Genomic DNA, 26,700 nt, shown 5'->3' with positions numbered 1-26,700 from the left:
ACCACGGTGAAGACCGACGGCGGACCGGACCAGAGGCCCGCTGCTTCGACCAAGGAGGAGCTGACGTGAAGCTGATCCAGAGAACGCTGATCGCCCTAGCGGTGCTCGTTGCTGCCCTGACGGGAGCCGGCCTGACGTCGGCCGCCGCGAACGCCGCGCCGGGTACGCACGGCTCGTCGTACACCGCCGTCGTGAACGACGACGACGATGACGACGACGGCGCTGACGATGACGACAGCGACGACGGCGACGACGGGCAGGCGCCGCGTGGCGGAGTCGACACCGGAGGCGGGGGCCTTGCCAGCCACTAGTCCCAGCATCGGGCCGGTGCGGCGCGCAGCCGCCGCCACCGGCCTGGTGCTCGCCCTGGTCACGACCGGCGGTGGATGTGCGAACGGCGGCCAAACGACGTCCGGATCGGCCGGTCCGACAGCCACCGCTACCGCGGCACCCGTCTCGGAGGTCGCTGACCCGAGCCGGGTCTCAGTGCCGCGGCTCGGCATCCGGGCCGGTCTCCGGCCGCTGCTACTCGGCACGAACGGCGAGCTCAAGCCGCCGCCGTACGGCATCGCCGGCTGGTACGCCGCCGGACCGGAGCCAGGCGAGAAGGGCGCCGCCGTGATCGCCGGCCACCTCGACTCCGCGCACGGCCCGGACGTGTTCGCACGGCTCGGCGAGGCCCGTCGTGGCGATCGGATCGTGGTGCGCCTCGATGACGGCGGGTCCCGGACGTTCACCATCACCGGCGTGGGCCGGTTCGCCCAGGAGCGCTTCCCGACCCGCCGCGTGTACGGCGCCACACCGGGCGCCGAGCTGCGGCTGATCACCTGCGGCGGCGCCTACGACCGGCGCGCCGGTCGCTACCTTGACAACGTCGTGGTCTTCGCTACCGCTGCCGGTTGAGGAGGTTGCGCAGCAACCGTCTCGACTTGTGCTGAGGAGGTCGCGCAGCGACCGTCTCGAAGTAAACCAAGGCCGCCGTCACGCGTGCAGCGACATCGGCCCGTACACCTGACGGTCGGCCTCGAACAGCGTGACCCCGTCGACGCCCAGGTCGGCCAGCTCCGCCCAGAACTCCCCCACCCACGACTCGGCGTCGGCCTGGGAGGCGAAGCGGACCCCGGCGAGCTGGCCCTTGACCTTGACCTCGGAACCCGCGGCGTCCTCGAGGCGCCACCACCACGGGCGGGCGGCGGCCGGGGCCGGGCGGAACGTCGGCGGCTGTTCGGGCAGCGTCATGTGTCGAGATTAACGCGCGAACGGCGCCGACCGCTTTGACGGGGAGCCGTGGCGCGAGCAAGACTTCATCGGTTGTATCCCGTTCGGGGAAGCCGGTCGAAGTCCGGCGCTGACCCGCAACCGTAGGCCCGCGCAGACCGCGCGAGGTGAGCCGGAACACCGAGTGGGGTCACGGCTCCACTCAATACCGTCGAGGTCTACGGAAGGGTGCCACTCATGGCCCGGAAAGCATTCTTTGCAGCGCTGCTCGCGACGCTGTTCACCATCTGCGGCGGACTCGTCGCCACCAGCCCGGCTGAGGCCAGGGCCGACATCTACCGCTACTGGACCTACTTCCAGGTCACCGACGGTGAGTTCGTCACCTCAACCAAGGGCGTCGGCGCCACCGTCCCGGCCGACGGCTCGATCGAGGCCTACCGGTTCGCCGCACCGGCCGACTTCACCAAGCCCAACCTGCCGCGCGCCGACCTCGGCGAGCTCACCTTCGACACCATCTGCGAGCACGTCGACGCCGCCGACGGCAAGAAGCGGGTCGCGGTGATCATCGACTACGGCGTACCCGAGGACGCCGAGGGTGGCGCCGAGCCGCCCGCGCCGACCGCCGCCTGCGCGCAGGCCGACGAGAAGGCGACCGGCCTCCAGGTTCTGAGCGCGGTGGCCAAGACCCGCGCCGAGGAGGGCCTGCTCTGCGCCATCGAGGGCTACCCGGCCGCCGGCTGCTCGGTGCTGGTGGAGCAGGCGACGCCGGCTGACCCGGCCGACCCGGTCGAGTTCGAGCTGGCCGGCCACGAGGGCGACCATCACGAGGACGGTGGCGCCTCGACCGACGCATCGGCCGAGGAGAGCGACGAGGGCAGCAACGTCCCGCTGCTGGCCGCGATCGGTGCGGTCGTACTCGCGATCATCGTCGGCGGCGTCCTGCTGAGCCGCCGCAACAAGACCGCCGCGTAAGCGGCGTACCGCCGCGAACCGAGAGCCCGTGCGTCCCCACCACCTTCCGAGTGCCCCGAATGCGAAGTCGCTTCGTGCGTGGCGTGCTCAGGGTGTGCGCATCGCAAGGCGGCGACACCAAGGCAGACCGGGTTTGTCTGTCGAGGGTCGCCAACGCAGCGAGGTGCGCGCCATGGGCGCGCCACGCGTGAAGAGACTTCGCATTCGGGGCACTTACTACCCGCGTGTCCTGCACCCGGGCGCCTGGTGGCTGTGGGCGCTCGGGCTTGCGGCGGCCGCGACGCGTACGACGAACCCGGTGCCGCTGGTGCTGATCATCGCGGTCACCTGGTTCGTGGTGACGGCGCGCCGCGGCGACACCCCCTGGGCCAGTTCCTACGGGCTGTTCTTCCGGCTGGCACTGATCGTGATCGCGATCCACGTCTTCTTCCAGGCCCTGCTGTCCTCGCAGGCGCAGGGGCTGGCCGTGCTGTTCACGCTGCCGGAGATCCCGCTGCCCGACTCCACCGGCATCAAGCTGGGCGGCGCGGTGACGCTCGAGGCGGTGCTGACCGCGGTCTACTACGGCCTGCAGCTGGCCACGATCTTCTGCTGCATCGGCGCGGCCAATGCCCTCGGCAGCGCCCGCCGGCTGCTCCGATACGTGCCGGGCGCGCTCTATGAGATCGGGATCGCCTGCGTGATCGCGCTGACCTTCGCGCCGCAGCTGGCCGCCGACGCCGCCCGGGTGCGGTCCGCGGGGCGGCTTCGCGGCTCGCGACGCGGTCTGCGCGCGTTCGGTCGGCTGGCGATGCCAATCCTCGAGGGCTCGCTGGAGCGGTCGGTGGACCTGGCGGCCGCGATGGACTCCCGTGGCTACGGCCGTACGACGGGCGAGTCGGCCGCTGCCCGGCGCACCACCGCGGCGCTGGTCCTGATCGGCGCGTTCGGGCTGATGGTCGGCGTCTACGGACTGCTCACCGCGCACTCCTTCGGCACCCCGCTGCTGCTGGCCGGCGCCGCGCTCGGCGTCGCCGGGCTGTGGCTGGGCGGTCGCCGTACCGGACGCACCCGGTACCGGCCGGACCCGTGGGCCCTGCCCGAGGTGCTGGTCGCGGGGAGCGGAGTGCTGGTGGCCGCGGCCATGTTCTGGACCGCCGACCACTCCCCTGCGCTGCTCACGCTCGCCTCGCCGACCGACGTACCGCCGGTTCCGGTGCTGGCCTGCGTGGGGATCCTGGCCGGTCTGCTGCCGGCCGTGCTCGCGCCGCCGTACCCGGTCAGCTCGGCCGCGTTCGAGGTGGCCGCATGATCCGCTTCCACGACGTCTCGGTCACCTACGACGGAGCGACCACGCCAGTGCTGGCCGGCGTCAACCTCGAGGTGCCCGAGGGCGAGCTGGTGCTGGTCATGGGCAGCACCGGCTCCGGCAAGTCCACGCTGCTGCGCACGATCAACGGCCTGGTCCCGCACTTCTCCGGCGGCACCCTCCGCGGCAAGGTCGAGGTCGACGGCCGCGACACCCGTACCCACCGCCCGCGCGACCTGGCCGACGTGGTCGGCTTCGTCGGGCAGGACCCGGTCGCGGGGTTCGTCACCGACAACGTCGAGGACGAGCTCGCCTACGCGATGGAGTCGCTCGGCGTGCGGGCGCCGGTGATGCGCAAGCGGGTCGAGGAGACGCTGGACCTGCTCGGCCTCGCCGACCTGCGCGGCCGGCCGCTGGCGCACCTGTCCGGCGGCCAGCAGCAGCGGGTGGCGATCGGCTCGGTGCTCACCGCGCACCCGCGGATCCTGGTCCTCGACGAGCCGACCTCCGCGCTCGACCCGCTCGCGGCCGAGGACGTGCTGGCCACGCTGCAGCGGCTGGTCCACGACCTCGGGCTGACCGTCGTGCTCGCCGAGCACCGGCTGGAGCGGGTGGTTCAGCACGCCGACCGGATCGTCTGGCTGCCCGGTGCCGGCGCGGCGCCGGTCGACGGCGTACCCGCCGAGGTGCTGGCCGGTACACCGATCGCGCCGCCGGTCGTCGAGCTCGGCCGCACCGCGGGCTGGTCACCACTGCCCCTCACCGTGCGCGACGCGCGGCGCCGGGCCGGCGAGCTGCGCGACCGGCTGGCCGGCGCCGAGCCGCCCGCGCACCGCGCCGCCACGGTTGGCGATCCGGTTGCCAGCTGCCGCGACCTGGTCGCCGGCTATGCCCGGAGGCCGGTGCTTCGCGGCCTGACGCTGGAGGTCCGCGCGGGCGAGGTGGTCGCGCTGATGGGCCGCAACGGTGCCGGCAAGTCGACGCTGCTGAAGACCGTGGTCGGCATCCACAAGCCGACCTCCGGCCGGGTGGACGTGGCGGCCGCCGGCCTGGTCCCGCAGGTCCCCTCCGACATCCTGTACGCCGCCAGCGTGGCCGCCGAGTGCGCCTCGGCCGACCGCGACGCCGGCGCAGCGCCCGGCACCACCCGCGCGCTGCTGGAGCGACTGGCGCCCGGCGTGCCCGACGAGCAGCACCCGCGTGACCTGTCCGAGGGCCAGAAGCTGACCCTGGCGCTGGCCGTGGTCCTCGCCGCCCGGCCCAAGCTGCTGCTCCTCGACGAGCCGACCCGCGGGCTGGACTACACCGCCAAGCGGCGGCTGGTGAGCATCCTGCGCGAGCTGGCCGACGATGGGCACGGCATCGTGCTCGCCACCCACGACGTCGAGCTGGTCGCCGAGGTGGCCTCGCGGGTCGTCGTACTCGCCGACGGCGAGGTGGTCGCCGACGGCTCGGCACCCGACGTCGTGGTCTCCTCGCCTGCCTTCGCCCCCCAGGTCGCCAAAGTGATGGCCCCGCAGCCGTGGCTCACCGCGCGCGACGTCGCGGACGCCCTTTCGGTGGTCGAGCAGCGAGCGCCGGCGAGCGTCGTCGAGACCACGCCGGAGGAACGATGACGGGCGTGATCCGGTTCTCCTGGACGGCGACGATCGCGCTAGTGCTGGCGTCGATCGTGACGCTGGGCGCGTTCGGCTGGCCCTTCGTCGTACCTCCGTCGACGGTCGCCGAGGCGTCGTCGCACTCCGCGGACGCGCCGTGGATCTTCGTGCTGGTGCTGCCACTGCTGGCCATGATCGTGCTCGGCGAGGTGAACGCGGGCGGGCTGGATGCGAAGGCGATCGCGCTGCTCGGCATGCTGTCGGCGATCGGGGGCGCCCTCCGGGCGCTCTCCCCCGGCATCGCCGGTCTGGAGCCGAGCTTCGCGGTGATCATGCTCGGCGGCCGGGTGTTCGGGCGCGGGTTCGGGTTCGTGCAGGGCTGCCTGACGCTGTTCGTGGGCGCGCTGCTGACCGGCGGCGTCGGGCCGTGGCTGCCGTTCCAGATGATCGCGGCCGGCTGGGTCGGGATGGTCTCCGGGTCGCTGCCGCGGGTCCGCGGCCGGTGGGAGGTGCTGATGCTGGCGGCGGTCGGATTCCTGCTCGGGGTGGTGTACGGCGCGCTGATGAACCTGTGGTTCTGGCCGTTCGCCCACTACGGCGAGGGCCTGAGCTACGAGGCCACCTCGTCCGCGGTCGGCAACCTGGCCCGCTATGCGCGCTACTACGCCGCCACCTCGGTCATCTGGGACGTCAGCCGCGGCGTCTTCACCTGCCTGGTGATCCTGGTGGCGGGTGCACCGCTGCTGCGAGCGCTGCGCAGGGTGTCGCGGCTGGCCGCGTTCGACGTACCGGTGCGGTTCGAACCTGCTGACCCTGTGAAGGAGCTGTCGTGAAGACCCTGGTGATCGGTGGCGCCCGGTCGGGCAAGTCGCGCGCGGCGGAAGGGCTGCTGACCGGGCGCGACGATGTCACCTACGTCGCGACCGCCTACTCGCCCGGCGACGATGTCGAATGGCAGGAGCGGGTCCGGATCCACCAGGAGCGCCGGCCGGCCGAGTGGGCGACCGTGGAGACCACCGACCTGGTCACGCTGCTGGGCGTCGACGGCGGGCCGCTGCTCATCGACTGCCTCACGCTGTGGCTGACCCGGACGATGGATCACGCGGGTGCGTGGGCGGACGAGCCTACCGCCGCGGTCGCCGCCGTCGAGGCCGCGGGCGACCGGTTGGTCGCGGCGCTCCGAGCGACCTCGCGTGACGTCGTACTCGTCACCAACGAAGTCGGCCAGGGTGTGGTCCCCGCGACCCCGTCCGGGCGTCGGTTCCGAGACCAGATGGGGCTGCTGAACACTGCCGTTGCCGACGTGTGCGAGGACGTGCTGTGGTGCATCGCCGGACGAGTCGTCCGGCTGTGAACGCACTCCGCCTGCTGTTCGGGACGCTGACGATCCTCCCGGTGCGCCCGCCCACGACCGTCTCGCGACCGGTCGCGAGCTGGGCGATGACGCTCGCGCCGCTCGCCGGCGGCGTGCTGGCGCTGCTGGTCGCGGGCCCGTGGGCACTGGCGATGGAGTACGACGGCTTTGGCCAGCCCCTGCTGATGGGCGCGCTCGCGGTCTCCGTACTCGCCGTACTCACCCGGGCCATGCATCTCGACGGCCTCGCCGACACCGCCGACGGCCTCGGCTCCGGGCGGCGCGGTGACGAGGCGCTCGCGATCATGCGGAAGTCCGACATCGGGCCCTTCGGCGTCGTCGCGCTGGTGCTGTCGCTGCTTATCCAGGTCGCGGCGCTGGCCGAGTGCGGTGCGCACGCGCCCGCCGCCCTCGCTGTCGCACTCGTGGTCAGCCGCACCGTGCTTCCGGTCTTGTGTACGGCGTGGTTCCCCGCTGCCCGAGCGGACGGCCTCGGCAGCCTGGTCGCCGGGAGCGTCCCTCCCCTTCGCGCCCTGGTCAGCCTCCTGGTCGCCGCGGCGCTGGTGGTCGGCGTACTCGTGGTGGACGATGCGCCACGGTTGGGATTCGCCGCCCTCGGCCTGCTTGCCGGCGTCGGACTTGCGCTCCACGCTCGGCGGCGTTTCGGCGGCCTCACCGGCGACGTGTACGGCGCCTGCGTCGAGGTCACCTTCACCGCTGCCCTGATGGTTGCCGCGTTCGCGGTCTGAGTCCAACCCTAGGGTCGAGTTTAAAGTCAACTAAGTAGGGTGACATTATCGATGGCGCACGTGTTCGGCACGTGCCGTTTGAGGGATTTCCTGGGTGCCGCGGCTGCGTGCTGGTGCGCCACCAACCAATGTCCGAAAAGACACAGGAGATCCCTCTATGCACAGCTTGACCACACCCGCGCGGGTTCTCGTCGGTGCGCTCCTCGCCATCGGCCTGATCGTGGCGGGCACGACGACCGCAATCGCGAAGCCCGATGCAGGGACCAACCGCGAGATCGTCCCCGGCACCTCCGAACGTTCGACGAGGGTTGCCAGCAGCTACGGCTGCAACACCTCCGCGCCGCCTCATCGCCTAGCGTGCTACGGCGCGATCTACTACAGCCCGTCGCGCGACGCTGTGGGTTTCTCCACCGACTACAGAAACGCGACCTACGCCAACCGCAGGGCCTACAAGGAATGCGCCAAGCACTCCGGAACTTGCCGTCGCATCACCACTTTCAGGAACACCTGCGCGGCCCTTGCCCTCGTCTACTCGGGAGGTCAGGTTGTGAGCTGGGGCTACGGCAAGAACTACTACAACGAGTGGGACGCTGTGCGCCGCGCGAAGAAGGAAGCCGGTCCAGGCGCTCAGACCCGCGGACGGGCATGCACGAGCCGCTACCGGCCCAGCTAGGAGATGTGGCGAGCCTGCGTTCGAACGAAACGCAGGCTCGCCGCACCCGACAGGTTTGCAAACGCAATCGACTGGTAAGGGTAGTGGCACCTGTCGAACTACCGAACCAGGAGTTTCAATGAACCCAATCAGGGTGCAAACACGCCTCGTCCTTGGCGCACTTCTCACCGCCGTCCTCGTCGTCACCGGGACAGCCGCCACTAGCTCTGCGGTGACGCAATCCGGCTCAGACGGGACCGCCCCCCATCAACCAGTCACAATCGCCAAGACAGACGCAGGTATGAAGCTCGCCGCCCGCCGCTGCCAGCGCCCCAACTGCTGGGGGGCAATCGCCGTAAACAAGTACACGGGCTACTGGGTCCTCGCCTACAACTACGCGCACGAACGGGGCCGGGACGGCGTGCGACGCGCCGTGTACCAAGCCTGCCGCCGAGAGTCTTACCCATCACAGTGCGCGACCGTCATCTCGGTTCGCAACGGCTGTGGTGCGACGGCTTACCGACGTCGTGAGGACGGCACGGTCCGTGGTTGGATCCACTCAGCCGCCGGGTACACGGTGAAGCAGGCGAAGCGGAAGGCGCGGCGCGCCGCCAATGGCGCCGAAGCTCGCGCTTGGTTCTGCACTTCCCGCAACTACTGAGTCGCATCACCTGGTCCTGCCACGCTTCCCGCCGCCGTGGTGCGTGGCAGGACCAGGCATAAAGACCTCGCTAGATGCCACGCCGCCGCCAGGCTGGGTCTGGTTCTCCGGCCGACCCGACCAGACCTCTGCTCCGCGTGAATCCAGCACTCGTACGGGGAACTGCCAGTTGCTGATGTGGTTCTCACGTGCGCTAAAACGGTAGGCAACCGCACCCCGCACCGTCTTGGCACCGACGTACGTGCCGTCGGGCAGCATGGTCTCAACGCGAAATCCGTCGGGAAGACCGGCTATAACCGCCACAAGGCTGCAGTCCGCCATGCCGACGCCGTCCATGGCGCAGATGGGCACCAATCCTCGGTACCGATCAGGGTCCTCTGGTCCGCTGTCTGCATCGGGGAGGACTGGCTGGCCGCTACTATCACTCCACGGCTGCGGGTCGATGCTGACGCGTCCGCCGCCATGCCACAACTCACACACTGATGAGTAGCCATTGTCAGACATCAATATCGCCACTCTCGTGGTTCTGCTCTCCGAACTAACGAGGACCTCCCATCCTTCGAGGTCATAGCGAGCCACTCGCGAGCACACCTCCGCGATTCGAGCATTGTCATCAAGATCGGGCAGCCCTGTGCCTCCGCGCCACGCGTCGGCGTCAAGCATGTTGATCTGCGGGATGATGCATTCGGCCGACCTGTCGCTCGGCGATCCGCCAGCGCCGCCGTCGGTACTGACGCTCACCTGCGCTCCCTCGGGTGCGAGATCAATCAGCGAACCGACGCGAGTTTCGACGGTACGGGACGACTCCGACGCTGGAACAGCGCGCCCATCCCGGCCGACGCCGGCCACCCAATTCTGGGTTTTCATCCCCTTCAGCGCGAGCACGATGTTGCACCGGCGATCAACCTCGGCCGGGGAGATGCGCTCCTCGACGTACACGCCGCTGTGCCGGTCCTTGACCGGGTCGGGGTCGGACTTGTTCAGACCGGGCACGCCGGCCAGGGCAGCGGTCGTACCGATCACCGTAACGACGGCGGCCGCGATACCGGTGGCGATCATCCGGCGCTTGCGCACCCGCTGCTTACCCGCAGCCATCAGACCGGTCAGGTCGGCCTGCCACTCATCGCGAGGGGCACCGGCGTCCAGCATGGCTCGACGAAGCTCATCCATCACGCCTCACCTCCCATGCCCACCAGATCCGGGCCGCCAAGCCGCGCCAGCTCCTGCTTCAACGCGGCCAGACCGTGAGAGGTCTGACTCTTGACCGTCCCGGTCGAGACCTTCAACGCTGCCGCAGCATCGGCAATGCTCAGGTCCTCGAAGTACCGCAACACCACACACGCCCGCTGCCGCTCCGGCAACGCACGCAGCGCCTGCGCCAACAGATCACGGTCCGCGCGCTCCTCGGCGCCATCTGCAACGGTAGCCACGACCGGAACTCGGTCCTCGTTCTTCTCCCGACGCGAGTTCTTCCGGTACTGGTCGACCACCGCCGAGTGCAACGCCCGATGCGCGTACGCCGACACCCCGGCGCCGTCCTTCTGCAACCGCGGCCACGCCACATAGACCCGGATCAACGCCTCCTGAGTCACATCAGCAGCCGTCGCCCAGTCACCGGTCATCAGGTACGCCGTACCTCGTAACCGGTGCTGGTACGCCGCCACGAACTCGGCGTACCTCCCGTCGTCCCTACGCCCCACCCGATCTCCTTCAGCCCGAGCTAGCGGTCACACCGTAGATACGACGCTGCGACCGAGAAGGTTGGCTGGATCCGTAGTCAGCTTTCGCGGACGGAGGTGTCGACGAACGGCGGCTTCACGAGCTGGAAGATCTCGCGGCGACCGCGGACGTCGACACCGACCTCGGCGTCGGGGTTGACCATGGTCGGCACCAGGGCCATGCCGATCCCCTTCTTCAGGGTTGGGGAGAAGGTGCCGGAGGTGATGTCGCAGAGGGGGACGTCCTGGACGAGCGTGACGCCCATGCCGGGCCGCGGGATGCCGCGGCCGACGGCGACCAGGCCACGCAGCAGCCGCTTCGGACCGGCCTCCTTCTCGGCCAGCAGCGCGTCGCGGCCCCAGAAGGCGTCCTTCTTCCAGCCGACGGCCCAGCCGAGGCGAGCCTGGTTGGGGGTGACGTCGAGGGTGATGTCCTGACCGTGCAGCGGGTAGCCCATCTCGGTCCGCAGCGTGTCGCGGGCACCGAGCCCAGCGGGCAGCAGCCCGAACTCCTCGCCCGCCGCCACGATCGCGTCCCAGAGCTCGCCGGCGACCTGGTTCTTCGCGACCAGCTCGTAGCCGCGCTCGCCGGTGTAGCCGGTGCGGCAGACCACCACGCCGGTACCGCCGAAGTCGGCCTCGACGAACGACATGTACTCGTGGCCAACCGGCAGCCCGACCTTGGCCAGCACCTCGTCGGACTTGGTGCCCTGCACCGCGAGTACGGCGTACTCCTGGTGGTGGTCGGTGATCGAGACACCCTCGGGCGCCTCCGCGGCGAGCCGGCGTACCACCTCGGCGGTGTTGGCGGCGTTCGGGATGAGCAGCACGTGCTCGTCGTTCTGCAGGTACGCGATCAGGTCGTCGACGATGCCGCCGGTCTCGGCGTCGCAGCAGAGCGTGTACTGGGCCTTGCCCGGGCTGATCTTGCCGAGGTCGTTGCTCAGCGTCGCATTGACGTACGCCGCCGCGCCGGGGCCGGTGACCATGGCCTTGCCGAGGTGGCTGACGTCGAAGATGCCAACCGCCTCCCGAACGGCGGTGTGCTCCTTGACCACGCCGGTCGTGTACTCCAGCGGCATCGACCAGCCGCCGAACTCCGCGAACTTCGCGCCGAGCGCCTCGTGGCGGTCGTGCAGCGGCGAGGTAAGGAGGGTGCCCGCGGCCTCCGGACCGGGCTCCTGGGGAGTCTGCTCAGACATGGCTGGAACCTATCGCAATGCGGTCGTTCGTCCGCGCATCGCTAACATGCGTCGGTGACGTCGTACTCCTTGCGCAACGCAAGTCCTGCCAAGACGCGCGCCGACGCCGTGGTCATCGGGGTGGTTAAGACCGCCAAGGGCGTGGCGCCGGCACCCGGCTCCGAAGAGGTGGTGTCGGCGTACGGGCGCAAGTTCCGTCCGCTGCTCGCGACCCTCGGCCTGACCGGCAAGGCAGGTGAGAAGGCGCTGGTTCCGACCGGCGACCAGGTCACCACGCCGCTCCTAGTGATCGTCGGGCTCGGCGACCAGGACAAGCTCGGTCCGAACGCGGTCCGACAGGCCGCCGGTGTGGCGGCTCGCGCGGTCACGAATGCAGCTTCGGTCGCGCTGGCGCTGCCGGCTGATTCGCCGGAGCTGGTGCGGGCGGCGACCGAGGGGTTCCTGCTCGGCGGCTACACGTTCACGACGTACCAGCGCGACAGCCTGAAGCCGGACACCCGGCCCGGCGAGATCGTGGTGCTCAGCCCGGCGGCGCGCACCCAGGACGCGAACCAGGCGTTCGAGCTGGCCCAGGTGCTGGCGGACGCTGTGATCACCGCCCGCGACTGGGTCAACGAGCCGCCGGGCGACCTGACGCCGCCCATGCTCGCCGACCGGCTGACCGAGGCGCACGCCGCGGCCACCAAGGACGCAGACGCCCCGAAGCTGACGATCAAGGTGCTCGACGAGAAGGCACTCGCGAAGGGTGGGTACGGCGGCATCATCGGCGTCGGCAAGGGCTCGGACGCGCCGCCGCGACTGGTCCAGCTCAACTACACCCCCGACGAGCCGAAGGCCCACGTCGCACTGGTCGGCAAGGGGATCACCTTCGACTCCGGCGGCCTAACCATCAAACCGTCCGGTTCGATGCCGGAGATGAAGAGCGACATGGCCGGCGCGGCCGCCGTCGCCCAGGCCACGCTGGCGATCGCCAAACTGGGGCTGCCGGTCCGTATCTCGGCGTACCTCCCGCTCGCGGAGAACATGATCTCGGGCAGCGCGATGCGGCCCGGCGACGTGATCACGATCTACGGCGGCCGCACCGTCGAGATCGCGAACACCGACGCCGAGGGCCGGCTGATCCTCGCCGACGCCCTGCATCTGGCCACCGAAGCAGAGCCGGACGTGATCATCGACGTAGCCACCCTCACCGGCCATATGGTCGCCGCGCTCGGCACCCGGATGGCCGGCGTGATGGGCTCCGACGACATCGTCGGAGCAGTGACCACGGCCGCCGAGTCCGCGGGCGAGGCGTTCTGGCCGCTGCCGATCCCGCCCGAGATGACCGAGCGCGTGCACAGCAGCAAGATCGCCGACCTCTCCCAGCACGACTGGGTGCGCTGGGGCGGCGCGCTGTTCGCGGCGGCGTTCCTGCGGGAGTTCACCGGCGAGGTGCCGTGGGCACACCTCGACATCGCCGGCCCGGCGTTCAACTCAGGTGCTGCGTGGGGCCACGTCACCTCCGGCGGCACCGGGTTCGCGATCACCACGCTGGTCGACTACGCGCGCGGCCTGGCCGAGGCGTAGGCGGGGCTAGCGCTCCTTCTGGCGGCGGTTGTACTCACGCATCCGCTGCGGGATGCCGACCACGGCCGCGTCGTACGACGGCACCTGGTGCTTGTTCGCGAACTTGTGCGCCCACTGCACCGACGGCACCCGCCGGCGGGTCCACTCGCCGTCGTGGGCGACCAGCAGCAGCGTCACGTCGCTGACGGCCGTCCGCGGCTCCACGAACCCCTCGACGCCGCGGCGCGAGGTGACGAAGTCCAGCAGGTGCTGCTCGTCGTCGCGGTCGGCGGCGCGGACCCGCGTGGAGCCGGTGCCCCTGCGGTCGCCGGACGGTCGACTCATGCGCGGTCCCGACGTGCCGCGGAACCGATCAAACAATCCCATGCGCACAGTGTGGCACCGAAGCCCGAGGAGGCCGGTGTGGTTCGACTGGCGAAGGGTGCGAAGATGGCCGACGAGTACGCCGCGATCCGGCGACCGCAACGTGGAGAGAGGGGCCTGACGTGTCCGACGAGTTCGACCTGGTCATCCTGGGAGCAGGTTCCGGCGGCTATGCCTGTGCGCTGCGAGCGGCCCAGCTCGGGCTGAACGTCGCGCTTGTCGAGAAGGGCAACGTCGGCGGCACCTGCCTGCACGTCGGCTGCATCCCGACCAAGGCCCTCCTGCACGCTGCCGAGGTCGCCGACCTGGCTCGTGAGTCCGCGCAGTTCGGCGTCCAGGCCACCTTCGACGGCATCGACATGGCCGGCGTCAACAAGTACAAGGACGGCGTCGTCTCCCGGCTCTTCAAGGGCCTCACCGGCCTGATCGCCTCGCGCGGCATCACGGTCATCGAGGGTGAGGGCCGGCTCACCGGGCCGAACGCGGTCACGGTCGGCGACACGACGTACACGGGCAGGAACGTGGTGCTCGCCTCGGGCTCCTACTCCAAGTCGCTGCCCGGCCTCGACATCGACGGCGAGCGGGTGATCACCTCCGAGCAGGCGCTGACCCTTGACCGGGTGCCGGCGTCGGTGATCGTGCTCGGCGGCGGCGTGATCGGCTGCGAGTTCGCGAGCGTATGGCGCTCGTTCGGCGCCGAGGTCACCATCGTCGAGGCGCTCCCCCGGCTGGTTGCGGCCGAGGACGAGGCGTCGTCGAAGGCGCTGGAGCGGGCGTTCCGCAAGCGCAAGATCAACTTCCTCACCGGCACCCCGTTCGAGTCGGTCAAGACCACCGATTCCGGGGTCGCGGTGACCGTCCAGGGCGGCGACGTGATCGAGGCCGAGCTGCTGCTGGTCGCGGTCGGGCGCGGCCCGACCACCGACGGGCTCGGCTACGACGAGCAGGGCGTCGCCATGGAGCGCGGCTTCGTGCTCGCCGACGAGCGCTGCCGCACCAACGTGCCCGGCGTGTACGCCGTCGGCGACATCGTGCCCGGCCTGCAGCTTGCCCACCGTGGCTTCCAGCAGGGCATCTTCGTGGCCGAGGACATCGCCGGCCTCGACCCGACCCCGATCGACGAGGCCGGCATCCCGCGGGTCACCTACAGCGACCCGGAGATCGCCTCGGTGGGCCTCGACACCGCGGAGGCCACGGAGAAGTACGGCGCCGACGGCATCGAGTCGATCACCTACGACCTCGGCGGCAACGGCAAGAGCCAGATCCTGAAGACCCAGGGCTTCGTGAAGCTGATCCGGGCCAAGGACGGCCCGGTCGTCGGCATCCACATGGTCGGCGCCCGTGTCGGCGAGCTCATCGGCGAGGCCCAGCTGATCTACAACTGGGAGGGGTACGCCGAGGACGTGGCGCCGCTGGTCCACGGCCACCCGACCCAGAACGAGGCCCTCGGCGAGGCCCACCTGGCGCTGGCCGGTAAGCCCCTCCATGCCCACGCCTGAGTTACTGACTAGTTTCACTGGCTAGTGTCACTAGAGTCTGATCGTCACCGACTGAGCGAAGGACAGCAATGGCCACTGAAGTAACCCTCCCGGCTCTCGGAGAATCTGTTACCGAGGGCACCGTCACCCGCTGGCTGAAGCAGGTCGGCGAGGCCGTCGCCGTCGACGAGCCGCTGCTGGAGGTGTCGACCGACAAGGTCGACACCGAGATCCCCTCCCCGGTGGCCGGGACCCTGCTCGAGATCAAGGCCAACGAGGACGACACCGTCGAGGTCGGCGCGATCCTCGCTGTGATCGGTGCGGACGGCGAGAGCGCCGGCTCCGCGCCTGCGGCCGAGGCACCGGCCGCCGAGGCCGCTCCCGCCGAGGAGCCCGCCGCGCAAGAGCCCGCCGCCGAGGCACCGGCCGCGCCCGAGGCTCCTGCCGCGGAGGCACCCGCAGCCGAGGCTCCCGCTCAGGAAGCCGCGCCGGCTCCGGCCGCACCCAGTGGCGGCGGTACGTCGATCACGCTGCCGGCGCTCGGTGAGTCGGTCACCGAGGGCACCGTCACCCGCTGGCTGAAGCAGGTCGGCGAAGAGGTTGCGGTCGACGAGCCGCTGCTGGAGGTGTCCACCGACAAGGTCGACACCGAGATCCCCTCCCCGGTGGCCGGGACGCTGCTCGAGGTCAAGGTGGCCGAGGACGAGACCGTCGAGGTCGGCGCCGAACTCGCAATCATCGGCTCCGGCGCCGCCGCAGCCGCCCCTGCGCCGGCCCAGCCAGAAGCCCCCGCCGCCGAGGCACCCGCACCCGCTGCCCCCGAGGCGCCGGCCCCGGCAGCCCCGGCTCCTGCGCCTGCGCCTGCGCCTGCGCCTACTCAGCCGGCCGCACCCGCTCCTGCGGCACCGGCCGCACCGGCAGCGCCGCCGGTCGCCGTACCCACGCAGCCGTCGGCCCCCGCCGAGCCGGCCGCGCCGATCGCGACGGCGGCGGAGCCGAGCGGCTATGTCACCCCTCTCGTCCGCAAGCTCGCCGCCCAGCACGGTGTCGACCTGGCGACCGTGACCGGTACCGGCGTAGGCGGACGGATCCGCAAGCAGGACGTCGTCGACGCCGCCAAGGCGAAGGAGGCGGCTGCCCCCGCCGCTGCGCCGGCCGCTGCTGCCGCCGGTGCCCCCGCCGCCGCTGCACCGGCCGCGCCATCGCCGCTGCGTGGCAAGACCGAGCCGATGACCCGGCTCCGCAAGGTGATCGCCGCGCGGATGGTCGAGTCGCTGCAGACCAGCGCCCAGCTGACCACGGTCGTCGAGGTCGACGTCACCGCGATCTCGCGGCTGCGTGACAGCGTCAAGGCCGAGTTCGCGGCGCGCGAGGGTGTGAAGCTCTCGTACTTCCCGTTCTTCGCCAAGGCAGCGATCGACGCGCTGAAGGTGCACCCGTCGCTCAACGCGACGATCGACGGCGGGAAGGGCGAGGTCACCTACTTCGACCGCGAGAACCTCGCGATCGCCGTGGACACCGAGAAGGGCCTGCTCACGCCGGTGATCAAGGAGGCCGGCGACCTGTCGATCTCCGGGCTGGCCAAGAAGATCGCCGACCTCGCCGACCGGACCCGCAACAACAAGATCGGTCCGGACGACCTCGCGGGCGGCACCTTCACGCTGACCAACACCGGCAGTCGCGGCGCACTGTTCGACACCCCGATCATCAACCAGCCGCAGGTCGCGATCCTCGGTACCGGCTCGGTGGTCAAGCGGGCGGTCGTGATCGACGACCCGAACCTCGGCGAGACGATCGCGGTCCGGCAGATGGTCTACCTCGCCCTCACCTACGACCACCGGCTCGTCGACGGTGCGGACGCCGCGCGGTTCCTCACCGATGTGAAGGCCCGGCTCGAGTCCGGCCAGTTCGAGGTCTGATCTGCGAGCAGTCCGTATCCGGCGTGCCGACCGGTGGCTCCCGGCGGCGTTGCTGGCGACCGCTGAGATCGTCTTCGGCGTCACCGCCGCACACGTGCTCGCGGGTGGGTCATTGCCCGACCCCTGGACGATCGCGGCACTGACGCTGCTGGTGTTCGGGCTGTCGGCGGCGTTCCTGCGCGGCCGGATCGGCTACCTGCCTGCGGTCGCCGTCGGCTCGCTGGCCCAGGTCGCTGTCCACATCGGGTACGCCGCCCTCCCGGCCAGCGCCGAACCGCACGCGGCGCATGGCGCCCACGCCGGCCCTGCGGTTGACACCGCCGTCGGCACCACCGCCGTCGACCTCGGCGCGGCGGTGCCCAGCGGCAGCATGATCCTGGCGCACGCCGTCAGCGCGCTGGTGGTGGCCGCCGTCTGGTCGCTGCGCGCTCGTGCCCTCGAGGCGGCCGTCGGCTGGCTGCGGGCCGGGCCCGCCGCCCCGGTCGGCGCGGTCCCCGTCCTCCGGCGTACGCCGACCCGGCCGCACGCCAGGTTTGTCGAGCTCTGCGCTGCTCCCCGCGGGCCTCCGGTCGCTCTCGCGCGCCCTTGAGTGCGCAAGAACCGATACGACACTGAGCCCATCCGCGCTTTGAACGACCGTTCGTTCATGCGGCGTTCTTTGAACGAACGATCGTTCAAGCGCCCGGACACGGGCCTGCTCCCGACCGGACGAAAACGACGAAAGAAGACCCATGACAACCCGACGTACTCTCGCGCGCCCGCTGCTCCGACTGGCCGCGCTGCCGGCCGCGGTCGGCGTGCTCACCCTCGCCACCGCGGGGACCGCCAACGCCCACGTGACCATCACCCCGTCCGAGACCGCCGCCGGCGCCTACACCGTGCTGACCGTCAGCGTCCCGCACGGCTGCGACGGCTCGCCGACCACCAAGGTCGCGATCCAGATCCCCGAGCCGATCCTGTCGGTGACGCCGACCCGGAACTCGTTCTGGACCGAGTCGATCCAGATGAAGAAGCTCGCCACGCCGGTCCAGGACGCGCACGGCAACGAGGTGACCGAGCGCGTCGCCACGGTCACCTACACCGCGAAGTCCCCTCTGCCGGACGGAGTCCGGGACACCTTCGAGCTCTCGCTGCAGCTGCCGGAGACCGCGGGCGAGACGCTCGCCTTCCCGACCATCCAGACCTGCACCAAGGGTCAGACCGGATGGACCGAGGTGGCTGCGGACGGCGGGAACGCGGAGGAGCTGGAGCACCCGGCACCCGTCTTCGTCGTCACGGAGGCCGACGCGGACGACGCACACGGCGAGGCGGACGAGGCGCCTGACGAGCCCGACGAGGCTGCTGACGACGCCGACGACAGCGCCGAGTCGAGCGAGTCCGGCGACTCCGGTGACGACTCCGACGACGTCTCCCCCGCAGTCGGCTACACCGGCCTCGGCGCCGGAGTCCTCGGTCTGCTGGCCGGCGGTGCCGCACTGCTCCAGGTACGCCGCCGCCAGTGACCGACCCAACGAGGCGGGGACGGTGGGCCGCGCGGCTCGCCGTCCTCGCCCTGGTCGTCGCCGCGTCGGTCCTCGGCGTGGCGACGCCTGCCAGCGCACACGCCGAGCTGGTCAGCACCGACCCGGCGGAGGGCGCGGTCCTGGCCGAGGCCCCGGACCAGGTGACCCTGACGTTCAGTGAGCCGGTCCGGCTCGGTGCGGATGCGGTCGGCACCTACGACGCCGCCGGTGAGCTCGACAGCGACGCCCGTGCGGTCGACAAGGTGGTGACCGTCGACGTACCCGAGGACCTCGCCGAGGGCAGCTACGTGGTGGCCTGGCGGGTGATCTCGGCCGACGGACATCCAGTGGCCGGGTCGCTGAGCTTCGCGGTCGGCGCGCCGAGCGCGGTCGTCGAGGAGCCGGAGGTGCGGACCACCTCGGTCTGGGTGACCCGGGTCGGCGACGTCGTGCAGGGACTGATGTACGTCGGCTTGTTCGTCGCCGCCGGACTGACCGCGTTCGCCTGCCTCCTGCTTCCCGAGCGCCACCGGCTGGACCGGGTACGCCGCCAGCTGCGCGGCACGATCCGGGTCGCGACGGCCGTGGCCGGAGTGGCCGCGGCGATCACGGTCCCGATCGCCGGGCTCGACAAACTCGGTGAGGACTTCGGCGACGTCCGGCTCGTCACGATCTCCCCCGACCTGGTCGGCTCCGAGCTGCTCGCGGCCGGGCTGCTGGTGGTCGGCCTAGCGCTCAGCTCGTTCACGCTGCCGCTCACGCCGGCCGGGAGCGCGTGGCGGCGGGCCCCGCTCGCCGGCGCCGCCCTGGCGGTGATCAGCCCGGCGGTGGTCGGCCACAACCGGGCCTACTCCCCCAGCCCGCTGCTGACCGTCACCGACGTCCTCCACGTGGCCGCGGGCGCGGTCTGGCTGGGCGGACTGCTCGGTCTGATCCTGTGCCTGGTAGCCCTCGCCGGCCGGGAGCGGGTCGCCGCGGAGCTGCTGAGCCGCTTCTCCGCGACGGCCGCCGTCCTGCTCGGCCTGGTCACCGTCTGCGGCAGCCTGCTCGCCTGGCGGCTGGTCGGGTCGTGGGACAACCTTTTCGGTACGGCGTACGGCCGGCTGCTGCTGGTGAAGATCGGCGTGGCCGCAGTCGTCGGGCTGGTGGCCGCCTGGAACCGGTTCGTGCTGCTGCCCCGGGCCCAGAACGCCGTCGGCGACACCGACCGCCGGCAGGTAGCCACGCTGCTGCGGACCGCGGTCGGGGTTGAGGCGGCGTTGCTGGTCGCGCTGCTGATGGTCACCGGCTATCTGGTCCACAAGCCGCCCCGCGGCGAGGCGGCGACCGCGGTGGCCGAACCGACCGGCGTGGTCGCCGAGACAGCGGGCGAGCTCCGGGTGCTCGCCGTGATGACTCCACGCAAGGTCGGCAGCAACACGCTGACCGTGCAGCTCCAGGACGACCGGGGCGAGCCCTGGGAACCTCCCGCGGCGCCGGAGGTATCGGTCAGGTCAGGCAGCGTCGACCTCGGCTCGCTGCCGCTCACCGCCGTCGACAGCGGCACCTACACCGCTTCGGTCGTGCTGCCGACCGCAGGGACCTGGGAGGTCCAGGTGAGCGTCAAGGTCAGCGAGTTCGAGAACCCGGTGACCACGCTCGAGATCGCCGTACCGGAGTAGGCGCGACCACTATCGGACGGTAACGGCGACCGGCACCGTGTGTACCAGCCCGTCCACCCGCACCTGGACGAACAGCCGGTACCTCCCGGCCTGCGCGAACGCCGAGTGGAACTGGAGCTGGGAGCCGCCTGCGTCCGGCTCGGGCGAGCCGAGCGGGTGCATGTGCACCATCGCCCCGCTCTCCGCGAAGCCGGTCAGGTGGGCGTAGGTGCCCAAGTAGGTGCCCAGGCGCACGCCGCCACCGCCGGCTCGGCCGACCGTGATGGACAGCCTGCCCTGCTCGCCGACGCTGCCGTCGCCGTTGACCGCCGCCTGCACGATGCCATCGTCGGCCTGCCGGGTCGGCGGCTTCGGCGCCGGGGTCGTCGTGCCGGCGACGTAGATGGTGTCGCCGAGGATCAGGTGGTCGCCGTTGCCGCCGTCGTCCTCGGCGACGAACTCCGCGACCACCCGGTAGCCGCCGCCGGACGGCAGCGTGAGCCGCGCCTTCCAGGTGCCGTCCTCGGTCATCTCCGGGTGCACGTGCCGGAAGACCGCGAGGTCGTCGCGGACGACGTACACGTGCATCTTCTTGGTCTGCTCGAACAGGAACCTGGTCTGTGCGCGGCCGGTGTAGAGGATCCGGAAGGTCAGCTCGCCGGCAGTCCCAGCCCGCTCCGGCAGCCCGACCCGGGCCATCTCGTAGCCGACCTCGTAACGGGCGGTGCCGTCGCCGACGGGCAGTGACACAGATGCGCCGCCGGAATGGGTGTGCCCCGCCGGCTCCGGCGACGGCTCGTCGGAACAGCCGGTGACGACCAGCACGCACACGAGCAGACACAGAAACCGACGCACCGCTCGATTCTGGCAAAGCGGTCTGCGGGCGGCGTACTCCGGGCCATGCCAGAGTGGTGTCATGCACCTCGTGATCGCCGGATCGTCCGGTTTCCTCGGCAGCCATCTGGTGACGCACCTGGAGGCCCGGGGCCACGAGGTGTCCCGGCTGGTACGGCGCGAGCCGACCTCGCCGTCCGAGTCCCGGTGGGACCCGTACGCGGGGACCCTGGACCGGACGCTGGTCCGCCAGGCCGACGTAGTCGTGAACCTCGCCGGCGCCCCGACCGCCGGGAACCCGCACTCCAAGAAGTGGGCGCGCGAGCTGCGAAACAGCCGGGTCGTCACCACCCGGGTGCTCGCCGACACCATCGCCGGCGGGACCGGCAAGCCGACGCTCGTGGCCGGCAACGCCATCGGCTGGTACGGCGACCACCGCGACCGGGAGGTGACCGAGTCGACCGCGAGCGTGGGCGACTCCTTCATGACCGAGGTCTGCCGGGAGTGGCAGGCGGCTACCGAGCCGGCCGCGGAGCACGGGTCCCGAGTGATCGTGCTGCGGACCTCCCCGGTCATCGACCGAGCCGCACCGCCGCTGAAGCAGATGCTGCTCCCCTGGCGGCTCGGCCTGGGCGCCCGGTTGGGCGACGGGTCGCAGTTCTTCCCGATCGTCTCGCTACGCGACTGGCTGGCGGCGGTCACCTTCCTGGCCGAGTCCGAGCTGCCCGCGGGGCCGTACAACGTCAGCTGTCCGATCGCGCCGACCAACCGCGAGTTCACCCAGGCCCTGGCGTCCGCTGTCGGCCGGAAGGCCCGGCTCGCGGCGCCGGCGACCGTGCTGCGCACCCTTGCCGGGAGGCTGGCGCCGGAGGTGCTGGGCTCGACGCGTGTCCGCCCCATGGCGCTCCAGGACGCCGGCTTCGAGTTCCGTGACCACGACGCGATCGACGTGATCGCCGCCGCGCTTTCCTGAACCTGCCACCGCCGACCCGGCCCGTCTTCACGCCTACCAGCGCCGACCCGGCCCGTCTTCACGCCTACCAGCGCCGACCCGGCCCGTGTTAACGCCTAGAAGCGTCGACCCGGCCCGTGTTAACGCCTGGAAGCGCCGACCCGGCCCGTGTTGACGCTTGGGTGAGTGAAGACGGGCCGGGTCGACGCCGTACCCCGTGAACACCGGCCGGGTCGACGCCGTACCCCGTGAACACCGGCCGGGTCGACGCCGTACCGCGTGAAGACGGGCCGGGTCGGGGATCCGTCTCAGCGGACTTCGGCGACGACCCAGCTGCCGTGGCGGCGTACGAACGAGATGGTGCGGGTGCTGGCCCGGTCGCGCGGCAGGTCGACGGTCTCCGAGCGGCTGACCGCACGGGCGCCCACCATCCGGTCGGTGACCCGCAACCGCATCGTGGTGGCCGAGAGCTCTCGTACGTCGGCGGCCAGGATCTGGGTCCGGATGCCGGTGACCCGCAGTCCGCGGGCGGCGTACCGGCGCAGCATCGCGACGTCGTTGGCACCGGCCGATGAGTCGGCGGCGTACAGGCGCATCAGCGCGGTGACGTCGGCCGTCGCGTAGGCCTCGGATCGTCGGGCGTCCCAGTCGCGCAGCACCATGAGTGCCCGCTCCCGCTCGGACGGCGGCGACTCCTGGCGCGACTCGGCCGGAGCCTCGGCTCGACCCGCCCGGTCGAGCTGCCACAGCGCACCGGTGAGCATGGCGGCCACGCCCAGGAGGAAGGCGACCAGGAGCAGCGCACGGTGCAGGTTCACCCGGCTCAGCCTGCCGGAATCCGCCGAAACCCGTCGAAAGTTATCCACAGGCCCGATCTGGCTCAGCCGCGCGCACCGTTCGCGAATGCACCCGGCGTGACGCCGAGTGTTCGGCGGAAGTGCCGGGAGAGATGGGCCTGGTCGTAGAAGCCAACCTCCGCGGCAACCTCCGCGGGACGTCGGCCGTCGAGCAACAGCCGTCGGGCCCGGTCGACGCGGCGGCCGGTGAGGTAGCGGTGCGGGGCGATGCCGTACGCCTGACCGAAGCTGCGCACCAGGTGGGTCGGCGCGGCGCCCAGCTCGGCTGCTGCCTGGTCGAGCGAGACGCCGTCGACGACGCGTGCGTCGAGCAGCTCGCGGAGCCGGCCCGCCAAGGCCGGGTCGCTGGGTACGACGGGTGGCGCGGCCGCCGGGCGAAGCCGCCGTACCAGGCCGTCGCGGACCATCGCGAGCCGCGACTCGGACTCGAGCTCGTCGCCACGCGCGGCCAGCGAGGTGTGCAGCGCCGCGACCGCGGCCCGCAGCTCCGGATCGCGCAACCCGGGGTGGTCGACGGCGGCACCGACCAGGCCCAGGTCGAGTTGGTCCTCCTCGAGGTAGACCACCCGCTTCCGGAAGCCGCCCGCCACCGCCGCCCGACCGTCGTGCGGCACGTGCGGAGGGAGCAGCGTGACCACGCCGTCGAGCGCGCCGTGCGGATGCCGGTCCAGGTCGTAGGTGACGACGCCGTCATCGACGATCAGCAGCGTCCAGGTGTCGTGGGTGTGCAGCGGGTAGGCGTGGTCGTGGAACCGGGCATGCAGCACCTCCGCCACGCCCTCGACCGGAGGCCGCCACGCTCGCACCTGTGCTGCCGGCGCCATGTCAAGAACGTACAAGACCGGCCACACCGCGCCGGGCGACGATCAGGGCATGGACCGACGCTTCGACACCAAGATCGCCATCGTCCTACGCGACGACCTCGAGACCTGGCAGCGGCTCAACGTGACCGCGTTCCTCGCCAGCGGCATCGCCGCCGCGTTCCCGCAGATCATCGGCGAGCCCTACGAGGACGCCGACGGCACGCCGTACCTCGCGGTCTTCGGGCAGCCGGTGCTGGTCTTCGAGGGGTCCAAGGAGGCGATCACCGAGGCCCACGCCCGCGCCGTACGGCGTGAGGCGGCGACCGCGGTGTTCACCTCGGACATGTTCCGCACCGGCAACGACGACGACAACCGGGCCGTCGTGCGCGCGGTCGGCCGCGACCACCTCGACCTGGTCGGCTTGGCCGTCCACGCGCCGCGCAATGCGGTCGACAAGATCCTCAAGGGAACCCACCTGCACCGCTGACCTATCCACAGGCCGATCTGTCCACAGGCAGGTGGCGCCGGCGCCCGTCGCGCGCCGAGCCGCGGTTGAATGATGCCGGAGGACGGGGGTTGCCCCCTGGGAGGGCGGGCCGACGGCAGCAAGCGAGCCCTTGGGGTTGGTGATCTAGGCTCGCAGGGTGAGCGACGTGAAGACCGAGCTGCGGTTCGAGGAGGTCGGGTTCGGCGAGTACGCGACCGACTACCTCGCCGCGTGGGACCTGCAACGCGCGCGGCATGCGGCGGTCGACGCCGGCACGGGGCCGGAGACGGTGCTGCTGCTGGAGCACCCACCGGTGTTCACCGCCGGCAAGCGCACCACCCCCGACGAGCGGCCGCTCGACTCTGGCGGCGCGCCGGTGATCGACGTCGACCGCGGCGGCAAGATCACCTTCCACGGGCCCGGCCAGCTGGTCGGCTACCCGATCGTGCGGCTGCCTGCCCACGTGTACGTCGTCGACTACGTACGTCGCCTCGAGGAGGCGCTGATCGCGGTCTGCGGAGACCTCGGGCTGGAGACCGCCCGGGTGCCCGGCCGCAGCGGCGTCTGGATGCAGGCCGACCCCGCGACCGGACGGCCGGAACGGAAGCTCGCGGCGATCGGGATCCGGGTCAGCCGGGGCATCACCATGCACGGCTTCGCCATCAACTGCGACATCGACCTCGGCTGGTACGACCGGTTCGTGCCGTGCGGGATCGCCGACGCCGGCGTTACCTCGCTCAGCCGGGAGCTGGGCCGCGAGGTGACGGTTCGCGACGTGCTGCCGAGCGTACGACGACACCTGAGCGAGCTGCTCGCGTGGGCGCCGTACACCAGGACGCCGGACTACGAGCCCCGCCCCGAGCCCGGCCGCCATCCCCGGATCGAGCTGGTTACGCCCGCGGGCTAGCTCGTTCTGGCAGGATCCTCCCCACCATCAACGGGGAGGGCGCTCGTGAGCGACTTCGTCATCGAGACGACCGGGCTACGCAAGGAGTTCGTGTCGCGCCGCGGCGGCCGCCTGGTGGCGGTGAACAACCTCGACCTGAACGTGCGCGCCGGCGGCGTGCACGGCTTCCTCGGCCCCAACGGCTCCGGCAAGACCACCACGATCCGGATGCTGCTCGGCCTGGCCCGGCCGACGGCCGGCACGATGGCGCTGTTCGGGCGACCGGTCCCCCATCACCTTCCCGAGGTGATGACCCAGGTCGGCGCCGTCGTGGAGGCGCCGAAGTTCTCGCCCACGTTCAGCGGCCGCCAGAACCTCCAATTGCTCGGCCGCGCGATCGGTACGCCGGACGAGCGCGTCGACGAGGTGCTCGAGACGGTCTCGCTCACCGGCCGCGACCGGGACCGCTACAAGTCCTACTCGCTCGGGATGAAGCAGCGGCTCGCGATCGCCGCGACGCTCGTCAAACAGCCGCGGCTGCTGATCCTCGACGAGCCCACCAACGGGCTGGACCCGGCCGGCATCCGCGAGGTCCGCGAGACCATCCGGGTCCTCGGCGAGTCCGGCGTGACCGTGCTGCTCAGCTCGCACATCCTGGCCGAGGTGCAGCAGGTCTGCACCAGCGCGACCATCATCGGCAACGGCCGGGTGCTCGCGTCGGGCAAGGTCGACGACCTGCTCGCCCGTGGGACGTCGTACGCCGTCCGGGTGGCCGACCCGGAGCGCGCCGTGGCCGTGCTCAACGAGGTCAAGCTGCCCGCCACCCTCGACGGCGAGATCGTCCGGGTCGACACCGACCGGTCACCCGCCGAGATCACCCGGCACCTCGCCAGCCACGACCTCTGGGTCGCCGAGCTGACGCCGGTCCGCCAGGATCTCGAGAGCTTCTTCCTCGACCTGACCAGCGGCGACACGCTCGGTGCCGAGGCAGCCAAGGGAGACAACCAGTGAGGCTCCTCACCGTCGAGCTGACCCGACTCCGCCTGCGCCGCGCCGTACTCGTGCTGCTCGGACTGGCAGCGGTGATCGCCATCCTGATGTTCGCCGGCACCGCCTGGGACAGCCGACCGGTGTCCGACGAAGAGCTGGCCCAGGCCGAGCGGCAGGCCGCTGCCGACGCCAACCAGCCCTGGGTCGAGGAGTCGCTGCGGGACTGCATCGAGAACCCCAGCAACTGGGGCCTGCCCGGTACGGCGAGCGAGGCAGACTGCGAGGAGGCGGTGGTCCCGCGCGCGGAGTTCTACGTCTCCCGGCAGCCGCTCGACATCGGCGAGGCCCGCACCGGCATCGGCGTCGGCCTGGCCGGCGTCGTCGCGGCGCTGCTGATGATCGCGTCGGTGACCTACGCCGGTCACGACTGGGCGACCGGGTCGATGGGCAACCAGCTGCTGTTCGAGCCACGCCGGGTCCGGGTCTGGCTGGCCAAGGCGGCCGCGGTGGCCCTGGTCGCCGCGCTCGCCAGCGCGGCGATCCTCGCGGCGTTCTGGCTCGGCATCTGGGCGCTCACCGAGTCCCGCGACATCGCGGTGTCCGGCGACCAGTGGCGCAAGATCCTCGCCCTCAATGGCCGCGGCGTCCTGGTCGGCGCTGGCGCCGCCCTGGCCGGCTACGCCCTGACCATGCTGTTCCGGAGCACGGTCGCCACGATCTCGCTGATGTTCGGGATCGCGGTCGCCGGGAACATCCTGATCGGTCTCCTGCCACTCGACGACTCCGAGCGGTGGCTCACTCCGACCAACATCTACGCCGTCCTTGCCGGCCGCTACGAGTACACCTTCTTCCCTCCGTGCAGCGGAATGGACGACTCCTGCGACGGCATCGAGAAGGTCATCACGCTCACCCAGGGCATGCTCTACTTCGGGGTCCCGCTGGCGATCGTCGCCGTACTCTCGCTGTGGCTGTTCCACCGCCGCGACGTACCGTGATCGACGCCGCAGCCGG

29 protein-coding genes are annotated in these 26,700 nt (G+C 71.2%); 21 read left to right on the top strand and 8 right to left on the bottom strand.

Translation table 11 applies throughout. The features are described 5' to 3' along the window. Positions 1-65: 65 nt before the first annotated feature. Together DDV73_RS28265 and DDV73_RS18390 are read left to right on the top strand one after the other, a co-directional pair. Entirely contained in the window at positions 66-311 is a 246-nt protein-coding gene (locus DDV73_RS28265; protein ID WP_161962454.1) for a hypothetical protein, read from the top strand. Between the two features lie 16 nt (positions 312-327). Further along, positions 328-903, top strand: coding sequence for a class F sortase (locus tag DDV73_RS18390; protein ID WP_161962453.1), 576 nt, complete (start codon positions 328-330; stop codon positions 901-903). 78 nt (positions 904-981) lie between these two features. Here DDV73_RS18390 and DDV73_RS18385 read toward each other — a convergent pair whose 3' ends face one another. Beyond that, complete coding sequence (locus tag DDV73_RS18385) at positions 982-1,239, bottom strand: hypothetical protein (protein ID WP_109508715.1); 258 nt, start codon at positions 1,237-1,239, stop codon at positions 982-984. A gap of 216 nt (positions 1,240-1,455) precedes the next feature. Here DDV73_RS18385 and DDV73_RS18380 point away from each other — a divergent pair, with 216 nt between their 5' ends. The 8 genes from DDV73_RS18380 (at position 1,456) to DDV73_RS29750 (ending at position 8,492) form a co-directional block, all read left to right on the top strand. Then, positions 1,456-2,190 (top strand): SCO2322 family protein, encoded by a 735-nt coding sequence (locus DDV73_RS18380; RefSeq protein ID WP_109508714.1) that lies wholly within the window; start codon positions 1,456-1,458, stop codon positions 2,188-2,190. Between the two features lie 172 nt (positions 2,191-2,362). Continuing rightward, positions 2,363-3,481 (top strand): energy-coupling factor transporter transmembrane component T, encoded by a 1,119-nt coding sequence (locus DDV73_RS18375; protein WP_109508713.1) that lies wholly within the window; start codon positions 2,363-2,365, stop codon positions 3,479-3,481. Continuing rightward, positions 3,478-5,094, top strand: a complete 1,617-nt coding sequence (locus DDV73_RS18370) for an ABC transporter ATP-binding protein (RefSeq protein WP_109508712.1) — start codon at positions 3,478-3,480, stop codon at positions 5,092-5,094. The genes DDV73_RS18375 and DDV73_RS18370 overlap by 4 nt, the downstream gene beginning before the upstream one ends. Beyond that, positions 5,091-5,909, top strand: coding sequence for an ECF transporter S component (locus DDV73_RS18365; RefSeq protein WP_109508711.1), 819 nt, complete (start codon positions 5,091-5,093; stop codon positions 5,907-5,909). Before DDV73_RS18370 ends, DDV73_RS18365 begins: the two co-directional genes overlap by 4 nt. Beyond that, positions 5,906-6,430, top strand: a complete 525-nt coding sequence (locus DDV73_RS18360; protein ID WP_109508710.1) for a bifunctional adenosylcobinamide kinase/adenosylcobinamide-phosphate guanylyltransferase — start codon at positions 5,906-5,908, stop codon at positions 6,428-6,430. The genes DDV73_RS18365 and DDV73_RS18360 overlap by 4 nt, the downstream gene beginning before the upstream one ends. After that, a complete protein-coding gene (locus tag DDV73_RS18355; RefSeq protein WP_240617354.1) occupies positions 6,427-7,179 on the top strand; it encodes an adenosylcobinamide-GDP ribazoletransferase in 753 nt (250 codons plus the stop codon). The genes DDV73_RS18360 and DDV73_RS18355 overlap by 4 nt, the downstream gene beginning before the upstream one ends. 157 nt (positions 7,180-7,336) lie before the next feature. Continuing rightward, positions 7,337-7,852, top strand: coding sequence for a DUF4189 domain-containing protein (locus DDV73_RS18350; RefSeq protein WP_109508709.1), 516 nt, complete (start codon positions 7,337-7,339; stop codon positions 7,850-7,852). Between the two features lie 118 nt (positions 7,853-7,970). Continuing rightward, a complete protein-coding gene (locus DDV73_RS29750) occupies positions 7,971-8,492 on the top strand; it encodes a DUF4189 domain-containing protein (protein ID WP_109508708.1) in 522 nt (173 codons plus the stop codon). A gap of 6 nt (positions 8,493-8,498) precedes the next feature. Here DDV73_RS29750 and DDV73_RS18340 read toward each other — a convergent pair whose 3' ends face one another. From DDV73_RS18340 to gcvT, 3 genes are all read right to left on the bottom strand, one after another. Then, complete coding sequence (locus tag DDV73_RS18340) at positions 8,499-9,662, bottom strand: hypothetical protein (RefSeq protein ID WP_154402805.1); 1,164 nt, start codon at positions 9,660-9,662, stop codon at positions 8,499-8,501. Further along, a complete protein-coding gene (locus DDV73_RS18335; protein ID WP_109508706.1) occupies positions 9,662-10,192 on the bottom strand; it encodes an RNA polymerase sigma factor in 531 nt (176 codons plus the stop codon). The genes DDV73_RS18340 and DDV73_RS18335 overlap by 1 nt, the downstream gene beginning before the upstream one ends. Before the next feature lie 77 nt (positions 10,193-10,269). Continuing rightward, the gene (gcvT, locus tag DDV73_RS18330) at positions 10,270-11,412 is read right to left on the bottom strand and encodes a glycine cleavage system aminomethyltransferase GcvT (protein ID WP_109508705.1); all 1,143 of its coding nucleotides are present in this window, start codon (positions 11,410-11,412) and stop codon (positions 10,270-10,272) included. A 54-nt stretch (positions 11,413-11,466) separates the two neighbouring features. Here gcvT and DDV73_RS18325 point away from each other — a divergent pair, with 54 nt between their 5' ends. Next, the gene (locus tag DDV73_RS18325) at positions 11,467-12,978 is read left to right on the top strand and encodes a leucyl aminopeptidase (protein WP_109508704.1); all 1,512 of its coding nucleotides are present in this window, start codon (positions 11,467-11,469) and stop codon (positions 12,976-12,978) included. Between the two features lie 6 nt (positions 12,979-12,984). On the opposite strand, the gene DDV73_RS18320 is transcribed toward DDV73_RS18325, so the two are convergent. Then, positions 12,985-13,302 carry a hypothetical protein gene (locus DDV73_RS18320; protein WP_109508703.1) on the bottom strand — a complete coding sequence of 106 codons (318 nt, stop codon included), beginning with the start codon at positions 13,300-13,302 and terminating at the stop codon, positions 12,985-12,987. Between the two features lie 161 nt (positions 13,303-13,463). Between DDV73_RS18320 and lpdA the strand changes: the two genes are divergently transcribed. The 5 genes from lpdA (at position 13,464) to DDV73_RS18295 (ending at position 19,901) form a co-directional block, all read left to right on the top strand. Next, positions 13,464-14,840 carry a dihydrolipoyl dehydrogenase gene (lpdA, locus tag DDV73_RS18315; RefSeq protein ID WP_109508702.1) on the top strand — a complete coding sequence of 459 codons (1,377 nt, stop codon included), beginning with the start codon at positions 13,464-13,466 and terminating at the stop codon, positions 14,838-14,840. 68 nt (positions 14,841-14,908) lie between these two features. Further along, a complete protein-coding gene (gene sucB / locus DDV73_RS18310) occupies positions 14,909-16,738 on the top strand; it encodes a 2-oxoglutarate dehydrogenase, E2 component, dihydrolipoamide succinyltransferase (RefSeq protein WP_109508701.1) in 1,830 nt (609 codons plus the stop codon). 49 nt (positions 16,739-16,787) lie between these two features. After that, positions 16,788-17,327 (top strand): hypothetical protein, encoded by a 540-nt coding sequence (locus DDV73_RS18305; RefSeq protein WP_109508700.1) that lies wholly within the window; start codon positions 16,788-16,790, stop codon positions 17,325-17,327. Between the two features lie 142 nt (positions 17,328-17,469). After that, a complete protein-coding gene (locus DDV73_RS18300) occupies positions 17,470-18,240 on the top strand; it encodes a YcnI family copper-binding membrane protein (protein WP_109508699.1) in 771 nt (256 codons plus the stop codon). Then, complete coding sequence (locus DDV73_RS18295; protein ID WP_109508698.1) at positions 18,237-19,901, top strand: copper resistance CopC/CopD family protein; 1,665 nt, start codon at positions 18,237-18,239, stop codon at positions 19,899-19,901. The genes DDV73_RS18300 and DDV73_RS18295 overlap by 4 nt, the downstream gene beginning before the upstream one ends. 9 nt (positions 19,902-19,910) lie before the next feature. Here DDV73_RS18295 and DDV73_RS18290 read toward each other — a convergent pair whose 3' ends face one another. Beyond that, positions 19,911-20,735, bottom strand: a complete 825-nt coding sequence (locus DDV73_RS18290; protein WP_154402804.1) for a hypothetical protein — start codon at positions 20,733-20,735, stop codon at positions 19,911-19,913. 61 nt (positions 20,736-20,796) lie between these two features. Here DDV73_RS18290 and DDV73_RS18285 point away from each other — a divergent pair, with 61 nt between their 5' ends. After that, complete coding sequence (locus DDV73_RS18285; protein ID WP_109508696.1) at positions 20,797-21,687, top strand: TIGR01777 family oxidoreductase; 891 nt, start codon at positions 20,797-20,799, stop codon at positions 21,685-21,687. Positions 21,688-21,974: 287 nt separating this feature from the next. On the opposite strand, the gene DDV73_RS18280 is transcribed toward DDV73_RS18285, so the two are convergent. Both DDV73_RS18280 and DDV73_RS18275 read right to left on the bottom strand, forming a co-directional pair. Beyond that, a complete protein-coding gene (locus DDV73_RS18280; protein WP_109508695.1) occupies positions 21,975-22,484 on the bottom strand; it encodes a hypothetical protein in 510 nt (169 codons plus the stop codon). Between the two features lie 62 nt (positions 22,485-22,546). Then, complete coding sequence (locus tag DDV73_RS18275) at positions 22,547-23,347, bottom strand: helix-turn-helix transcriptional regulator (RefSeq protein ID WP_109508694.1); 801 nt, start codon at positions 23,345-23,347, stop codon at positions 22,547-22,549. A gap of 49 nt (positions 23,348-23,396) precedes the next feature. On the opposite strand from DDV73_RS18275, the gene DDV73_RS18270 reads away from it, so the two are divergent. From DDV73_RS18270 to DDV73_RS18255, 4 genes are all read left to right on the top strand, one after another. After that, positions 23,397-23,813, top strand: a complete 417-nt coding sequence (locus tag DDV73_RS18270) for a DUF2000 domain-containing protein (RefSeq protein ID WP_206050948.1) — start codon at positions 23,397-23,399, stop codon at positions 23,811-23,813. Positions 23,814-23,970: 157 nt separating this feature from the next. Continuing rightward, positions 23,971-24,720: a lipoyl(octanoyl) transferase LipB gene (gene lipB / locus DDV73_RS18265; protein ID WP_240617352.1), complete on the top strand. Its 750-nt coding sequence runs from the start codon at positions 23,971-23,973 to the stop codon at positions 24,718-24,720. A gap of 45 nt (positions 24,721-24,765) precedes the next feature. Next, positions 24,766-25,710, top strand: coding sequence for an ABC transporter ATP-binding protein (locus tag DDV73_RS18260; RefSeq protein ID WP_109508692.1), 945 nt, complete (start codon positions 24,766-24,768; stop codon positions 25,708-25,710). After that, on the top strand, positions 25,707-26,684 hold the full coding sequence (locus DDV73_RS18255; RefSeq protein ID WP_109508691.1) for an ABC transporter permease subunit: 978 nt from the start codon (positions 25,707-25,709) through the stop codon (positions 26,682-26,684). Before DDV73_RS18260 ends, DDV73_RS18255 begins: the two co-directional genes overlap by 4 nt. Positions 26,685-26,700 lie beyond the last annotated feature (16 nt).

The organism is Nocardioides speluncae (assembly GCF_003121585.1).
GTDB classification, from domain to species: Bacteria; Actinomycetota; Actinomycetes; order Propionibacteriales; family Nocardioidaceae; genus Nocardioides; species Nocardioides speluncae.
The sequence above is the reverse complement of the archived record's forward strand: the minus strand, read 5'-3'. Positions and strand labels throughout refer to the sequence as shown.

Coding starts and splice junctions, on each gene's coding strand:
- DDV73_RS18270 (WP_206050948.1), top strand. CDS start 23,397: ATGGACCGACGCTTCGACACCAAGATCGCCATCGTCCTACGCGACGAC.
- DDV73_RS18275 (WP_109508694.1), bottom strand. CDS start 23,347: ATGGCGCCGGCAGCACAGGTGCGAGCGTGGCGGCCTCCGGTCGAGGGC.
- DDV73_RS18370 (WP_109508712.1), top strand. CDS start 3,478: ATGATCCGCTTCCACGACGTCTCGGTCACCTACGACGGAGCGACCACG.
- DDV73_RS18385 (WP_109508715.1), bottom strand. CDS start 1,239: ATGACGCTGCCCGAACAGCCGCCGACGTTCCGCCCGGCCCCGGCCGCC.
- DDV73_RS18350 (WP_109508709.1), top strand. CDS start 7,337: ATGCACAGCTTGACCACACCCGCGCGGGTTCTCGTCGGTGCGCTCCTC.
- DDV73_RS18380 (WP_109508714.1), top strand. CDS start 1,456: ATGGCCCGGAAAGCATTCTTTGCAGCGCTGCTCGCGACGCTGTTCACC.
- gcvT (WP_109508705.1), bottom strand. CDS start 11,412: ATGTCTGAGCAGACTCCCCAGGAGCCCGGTCCGGAGGCCGCGGGCACC.
- sucB (WP_109508701.1), top strand. CDS start 14,909: ATGGCCACTGAAGTAACCCTCCCGGCTCTCGGAGAATCTGTTACCGAG.
- DDV73_RS18285 (WP_109508696.1), top strand. CDS start 20,797: ATGCACCTCGTGATCGCCGGATCGTCCGGTTTCCTCGGCAGCCATCTG.
- DDV73_RS18365 (WP_109508711.1), top strand. CDS start 5,091: ATGACGGGCGTGATCCGGTTCTCCTGGACGGCGACGATCGCGCTAGTG.
- DDV73_RS18340 (WP_154402805.1), bottom strand. CDS start 9,662: ATGGATGAGCTTCGTCGAGCCATGCTGGACGCCGGTGCCCCTCGCGAT.
- DDV73_RS18320 (WP_109508703.1), bottom strand. CDS start 13,302: ATGAGTCGACCGTCCGGCGACCGCAGGGGCACCGGCTCCACGCGGGTC.
- DDV73_RS18375 (WP_109508713.1), top strand. CDS start 2,363: ATGGGCGCGCCACGCGTGAAGAGACTTCGCATTCGGGGCACTTACTAC.
- DDV73_RS29750 (WP_109508708.1), top strand. CDS start 7,971: ATGAACCCAATCAGGGTGCAAACACGCCTCGTCCTTGGCGCACTTCTC.
- DDV73_RS18300 (WP_109508699.1), top strand. CDS start 17,470: ATGACAACCCGACGTACTCTCGCGCGCCCGCTGCTCCGACTGGCCGCG.